The organism is Nonomuraea sp. NPDC049141, from assembly GCF_040648415.1.
Classification (GTDB): Bacteria; Actinomycetota; Actinomycetes; order Streptosporangiales; family Streptosporangiaceae; genus Nonomuraea.
Genome location: NZ_JBEZDR010000072.1, coordinates 1 through 5,508, shown reverse-complemented (window position 1 = coordinate 5,508; position 5,508 = coordinate 1). Strand labels below are relative to the sequence as shown.

Below are 5,508 nucleotides of genomic sequence, written 5' to 3'. Positions count from 1 at the left end.
GGAGGTCGCGGACGCCGTCGGCCGCCGGCACCTTGGCGCCGGTCGGGTCGACGAAGCCGACGGCCTGGAGGTCGCCCGAGCGCCAGCCGGCGAGGAACGCGTCGACCTCGCGCTCCGGACCGTCACCGCCCGAGCACGCGGTGAGGGCGCCGCCCGCGAGCACGGTCGCGGCGAGCAGCGCCAGCGCCGGGCGGAGCCGGTTGCGGCGGGGGCGGCGAGGGTACGGCAGGCGCATGGAACGGATCTCCGATCTCGGAACTGCCCTGCACGCTAGTACGGCGGCGCCGTCCGCACCGTCCCCCCGCACCGGGACGTGCGGAAAGAGAGGTCGGTGACGGGGTGATGAACGACTGGAGGCGGGGTACTCCCGAACCGGCCAACCTCGTACCCGCAACGGGTGAAAGGACGAAGTCCGGAACCGGACGTCCGCACTGAGGTCCGCCGAGCAAGGGGCGGAACGGCAGGGCCTAGGCTGGGCGGCAGAGTGACCCACAACGCGGTGGGTCGAGGGGAGTGGCACCGATGGACCGGCGTCCGGCGATCAAACCGGGACCCGACCTCCGGCAGGATGACACCGGCCGGGACGACAGCTTCGATTCGGCGACCGACGGGGACGGCTTCGGCCGGCTCGACACAGGAGTGACCGGGATGACCGGTTCGAGTATCGACACCCTCTACGACCTGGGTATGCCCGCCAACGCGCTGGCCGACGAGGTCGAGGACAACGAGCTCGACGAGCCCGTTCCCAACGTGGAGCGCCTGGTCGCCCAGGCGGTCGCGCTGGCCGGCGACGACCACGACGCGGCGACCCTGGTCAGCCGCTTCTGGCGGTTCGCGCCCGACGAGGAGCTGATCGGCTTCACCGCCGAGGAGATGCTGGAGGCGGCCCGCGCGCACCGCGACCTCGCCCAGCAGCGGGTACCGGGCGAGCTGAAGCTGCGTATCCACGAGCCCGACGCCGACCAGCACCACACCGTCATCGAGATCGTCACCGACGACATGCCGTTCCTGGTCGACTCGGTGACCGCCCTGCTCAACTCGCACCACCTGGACGTGCACCTGCTGGTCCACCCGCTGGTGGTGGTCCGGCGTGAGCCGCTGGGCCGGCTGGTCGAGGTCTCCGCCGACGTCGAGCCCGACGACGCCATCGCCGGCGACATCGTCGAGAGCTGGATGCACGTCGAGGTCGACCCGGTACGCGACGCCGCCGAGCGGGACCGGCTGCGCCGGGAACTCCAGCGGGTGCTCACCGACGTGCGGGAGGCCGTGGAGGACTGGCCGAAGATGCGCCAGCGGGCCCTCGCCCTCGCCGACGAGCTGGCGGCCGCGCGTACGTCGGACAACCGCCCACCCGTGCCGGAGAAGGACATCACGGACTCGGTGGAGCTGCTGCGCTGGCTCGCCCACGACCACTTCACGTTCCTCGGCTACCGGGAGTACCGGCTGGTCGACACCGCCGGGGACGGGGAGCGGGGCAGCGGCCAGGCGCTGGAGGCGGTGCTCGGCACCGGGCTGGGCATCCTGCGTCAGGACTCGCCGGAGGCCCGGCCGCTGTCGTCGATGACGCCCGAGGCGCACGACAAGGTCACCGAGAAGCGCCTGCTGATCATCACGAAGGCGAACTCGCGGGCCACCGTGCACCGCTCCGCCTACCTCGACTACATCGGCTTCAAGGTCTTCAACGAGTCCGGCGAGGTGGTCGGCGAGCGCCGCTTCCTCGGTCTGTTCTCCACGGCCGCGTACCGGACCAGCGTGCAGGAGCTGCCGGTGGTGCGCCGCAAGGTGGCCGAGGTGCTGGACCGCTCCGGCCTGAGCCAGCGCAGCCACTCCGGCAAGGACCTGCTCCAGATCCTGGAGACCTACCCGCGCGACGAGCTGTTCCAGATCAAGACGGAGGACCTCTACCACGCGGTGATCGGCGTGCTGCGGATGGCCGGCCGCCGGCAGCTGCGGGTGTTCCTGCGCCGCGACGCGTACGGGCGGTTCATCTCCTGCCTGATCTACCTGCCCCGGGACCGGTTCACCACGCAGAACCGGCTGCGGATGCAGGACATCCTGCTGCGCGAGCTGAACGGCGTCGGGGTCGACTACACGACCCGGGTCACCGAGTCGATGCTCGCCCGGGTGCACTTCATCGTCCGGACCGACCCGACGAAGGTCCCCGGCGACATCGACGCCGACCTGCTGGCCGAGGAGTTGGCCGACGCCACCCGGCTGTGGGACGACGACTACCGGCTGGTGCTGGAGCGCAAGCTCGGCGACGAGCAGGCCAAGCACCTGTTCACCCGCTACGCCGACGCCTTCCCCGAGGGCTACAAGGACGGCCACACGCCGTACGAGGCGATGAAGGACCTGGCGAAGCTGGAGCTGCTGGAGGAGCCCGGCCAGCTGGAGATGCACCTGTTCCGCAAGCAGCTCGCGCCGCGGGCCGGCGGGCGGGGGCCGGACGTCGACGAGGCGATGGACGTCCGCTTCAAGGTCTACCGCTACGGCGAGCCGATGATGCTCTCCGCCGTGCTGCCGGTGCTGCACTCGCTCGGCGTCAAGGTGGTCGACGAGCACCCGCACGAGGTGGACCGGATCGACGGTCGGGTCTACCTCTACGACTTCGGGCTGCGGCTGCCCGAGGGGCACCAGGAGCTGTCCGAGGTGCGCCCGCACGTGGAGAACGCCTTCGCGGCGGCGTGGCGGGGCGAGGCCGAGGTGGACGGCTTCAACGAGCTGGTGCTGCGGGCCGGTCTCACCTGGCGGCAGGTGGTGGTGCTGCGGGCGTACGCGAAGTACCTGCGCCAGGCCGGCACGGTCTTCTCGCAGGAGTACATGGAGCAGACCTTCATCGCGTACCCGAGGATCGCCACCCTGCTGGTGGAGCTGTTCGAGGTGCGGTTCGCGCCCGGCGAGGACGGCCACGAGTGGCGCCAGCAGCGCAGCGCCGAGCTGGTGGGCGACATCCGGACCGCGCTGGACGACGTCGCCAGCCTCGACCAGGACCGGATCCTGCGCGCCTACCTGACGATGATCCAGGCCACCCTGCGCACCAGCTTCTACCAGAAGCGCTCCGACGGGCGGCCGAAGTCGTACGTGGCGCTCAAGCTGGACCCGCAGGCGATCCCGGACCTGCCGGCGCCGCGGCCGAAGTTCGAGATCTTCGTCTACTCGCCGCGTTTCGAGGGCGTGCACCTGCGGTTCGGCCCGGTGGCCCGCGGCGGGCTGCGCTGGTCCGACCGCCGCGAGGACTTCCGCACCGAGGTGCTGGGCCTGGTCAAGGCGCAGATGGTGAAGAACGCCGTGATCGTGCCGGTGGGCGCGAAGGGCGGCTTCGTGCTCAAGCAGAAGCCGGGGGACCGCGACGAGGCGGTGACCTGCTACAAGGAGTTCATCTCCGCCCTGCTCGACGTCACGGACAACATCGTCAGCGGCGAGATCGTGCCGCCGGAGGACGTGGTCCGCCACGACGGCGACGACCCGTACATGGTGGTCGCGGCGGACAAGGGCACGGCGACGTTCTCGGACATCGCCAACGAGATCTCCACGGCGCACAACTTCTGGCTCGGCGACGCGTTCGCCTCCGGCGGCTCCGCCGGCTACGACCACAAGAAGATGGGCATCACCGCCCGGGGCGCCTGGGAGTCGGTGAAGCGGCACTTCCGCGAGATGGGCCACGACACCCAGACCCAGGACTTCACCGTGGTCGGTGTCGGTGACATGTCCGGTGACGTGTTCGGCAACGGGATGCTGCTGTCGGAGCACATCCGGCTGGTGGCCGCGTTCGACCACCGGCACATCTTCCTGGACCCGGACCCGGACGCCGCGTCCTCGTACGCCGAGCGGAAGCGGCTGTTCGACCTGCCCCGCTCGTCGTGGGAGGACTACGACCGGGAGCTGATCTCGGCCGGCGGCGGGGTGTACCCGCGTACGGCCAAGTCGGTGCCGATCTCGGCGCAGGTCCGGGAGCGGCTCGGCCTGGACGCCGACACGGAGCAGCTCTCCCCGCAGGAGTTGATGAGGGCGATCCTGACCGCGCCGGTCGACCTGTTCTGGAACGGCGGCATCGGCACGTACGTGAAGGCCTCCAGCCAGACCAACGCGGAAGTGGGCGACAAGTCCAACGACGCCATCCGGGTGGACGGCCGGAACGTGCGCTGCCGGGTGGTGGGCGAGGGCGGCAACCTGGGCTGGACCCAGCTCGGGCGCATCGAGTACGCCCAGACCGGCGGGCGGATCTACACGGACTTCATCGACAACGCGGCCGGGGTGGACTGCTCCGACCACGAGGTGAACATCAAGATCCTGCTGAACACGGCGGTCGCGGACGGCGCGCTGGGGCTGCCCGAGCGTGACGAACTGCTCGCGGGGATGACCGACGAGGTCGCCGAGCTGGTGCTGCGGGACAACTACGACCAGGCCCGGGCGATCAACAACGCGCAGGCGCAGGCCGCCTCGCTGCTGCCGGTGCACCGGCGGATGATCACGGATCTTGAGCGTTCCGGCGCGCTGGACCGGTCCCTGGAGGCGCTGCCGCCGGACGACGAGCTGGCGGTGCGGACCGAGTCCGGGCTGACCGCGCCGGAGTTCGCGGTGCTGCTCGCGTACGTCAAGATCGTCCTTGAGACGGAGATCCTGGCCGAGGGGCTCGCGGACGAGGAGTGGACGACCGACGTCCTGGTCAACTACTTCCCGACGCCGATGCGGGAGCGGTTCGCCGACCGGATGGGCCAGCACCGCCTGCGCCGGGACATCGTGACGACGGTGCTCGTCAACGAGGCGATCAACCGGGGCGGCATCTCGTTCGTCTTCCGGGTGGTCGAGGAGACGGCGGCTTCGGCGGCGGACGTCATCCGGGCGTACGTGGTGGTCCGCGAGGTGTTCGGGCTGCGCGCACTCTGGGACGCGGTGGAGGACCTGGACAACAAGGTCGACCCCGAGTTGCAGACCAGCGTCTACCTGGACACCCGACGCCTGCTCGACCGCGCGGTGCGGTGGCTGGTCACCAACCGCCGTTCGCCGATCGACGTGCCGGCGGAGATCGCCCGGCTGCGCGACGGGGTGGCGCGGCTCCTGCCCGACCTGGAGGAGCGCTTCCACGGCAGCGAGCGGGAGTCCCTCGCGGCGCACATCGACTCGCTCGCCGAGCGGGGGCTGCCGCGCGACCTGGCCGAGCTGGCGACCCGGCTGATGTACAGCTTCGGCCTGCTCGACGTGGTGGAGACGGCGGCGAGCAGCGGGCGGGACGTCGGCGAGGTGGCCTCGGTCTACTTCGTGCTCTCCGACCGCTTCCGGGTCGACTCGCTGCTGTCGAAGATCTCCCTGCTGCCGCGTGAGGACCGCTGGCAGACGCTGGCCCGGATGGCGCTGCGCTACGACCTGTACGCCGCGCTGGCCGCGCTGACCGTGGAGGTTCTCGACTCCACGCCGGACACCCTGTCGCCGCAGGAGCGGGTGTCGCAGTGGGAGCAGTCGAACGCCACCTCGATCCACCGCGCGGAGCGGGCGATGGGGGAGTTCGAC

2 protein-coding genes are annotated in these 5,508 nt (G+C 70.8%); one reads left to right on the top strand and one right to left on the bottom strand.

The features are described from left to right. Positions 1-235, bottom strand: a 235-nt coding sequence (locus tag AB0B91_RS64075) for a hypothetical protein (RefSeq protein WP_358342791.1), incomplete at its 3' end; no start/stop codon positions are given. A 287-nt stretch (positions 236-522) separates the two neighbouring features. Here AB0B91_RS64075 and AB0B91_RS64070 point away from each other — a divergent pair. Next, positions 523-5,508 (top strand): NAD-glutamate dehydrogenase (locus AB0B91_RS64070; RefSeq protein WP_358342789.1); only part of this gene is annotated, 4,986 nt, incomplete at its 3' end.